Raw genomic sequence first — 1,081 nt, forward strand, 5'->3', positions numbered from 1 at the left:
AGAATTAAGCGAAGATCTTAGCAACAACACCAGCACCAACTGTACGGCCACCTTCGCGGATCGCGAAACGTAGACCTTCGTCCATCGCGATTGGAGCGATTAGCTCTACAGTCATCTTGATGTTATCACCTGGCATTACCATTTCTACGCCTTCTGGTAGCTCGATGTTACCAGTTACGTCAGTTGTACGGAAGTAGAACTGTGGACGGTAGCCTTTGAAGAACGGAGTATGACGGCCGCCTTCGTCTTTAGAAAGTACGTATACTTCTGACTCGAACTTAGTGTGTGGAGTGATTGAACCTGGCTTCGCTAGTACTTGACCACGTTCTACTTCATCACGCTTAGTACCACGTAGAAGTGCACCAACGTTCTCACCCGCACGACCTTCGTCTAGAAGCTTACGGAACATCTCAACACCAGTACATGTTGTTGTGATTGTCTCTTTGATACCTACGATAGCAACTTCGTCACCTACGTTTAGGATACCGCGCTCGATACGGCCAGTTACTACTGTACCACGACCTTGGATTGAGAATACGTCTTCGATTGGCATTAGGAACGGCATGTCTACTGCACGCTCTGGCTCTGGGATGTAGTTGTCTAGCGCTTCTGCTAGTTCAATGATCTTAGCTTCCCATTGCTCTTCGCCGTTTAGTGCGCCTAGAGCTGAACCTTGGATTACTGGTAGATCATCACCTGGGAAGTCGTACTCAGATAGAAGTTCACGAACTTCCATTTCTACTAGCTCTAGAAGCTCTTCATCGTCAACCATGTCACACTTGTTCATGAATACGATGATGTAAGGGATACCAACCTGACGGCCTAGTAGGATGTGCTCACGAGTTTGTGGCATTGGGCCATCTGTCGCAGCAACAACTAGGATACCACCGTCCATCTGTGCAGCACCAGTGATCATGTTTTTAACATAGTCAGCGTGTCCTGGACAGTCTACGTGTGCGTAGTGGCGAGTTGGAGTGTCGTACTCAACGTGAGAAGTTGAGATTGTGATACCGCGCTCACGCTCTTCTGGAGCGTTATCGATAGATGCGAAGTCTTTCGCTTCACCGCCGTACACTTTAGC

The 1,081-nt window shown here is 48.4% G+C and carries 1 protein-coding gene; it reads right to left on the reverse strand.

From position 1 onward, the window contains the following. Window positions 1-4: 4 nt before the first annotated feature. The coding region (gene tuf / locus ACQEXT_RS21185; RefSeq protein WP_269378573.1) for an elongation factor Tu at window positions 5-1,081 on the reverse strand (1,077 nt) is incomplete at its 5' end.

The sequence above is a fragment of the Vibrio sp. TRT 29B02 genome, from assembly GCF_050113655.1.
Classification (GTDB): Bacteria; Pseudomonadota; Gammaproteobacteria; order Enterobacterales; family Vibrionaceae; genus Vibrio.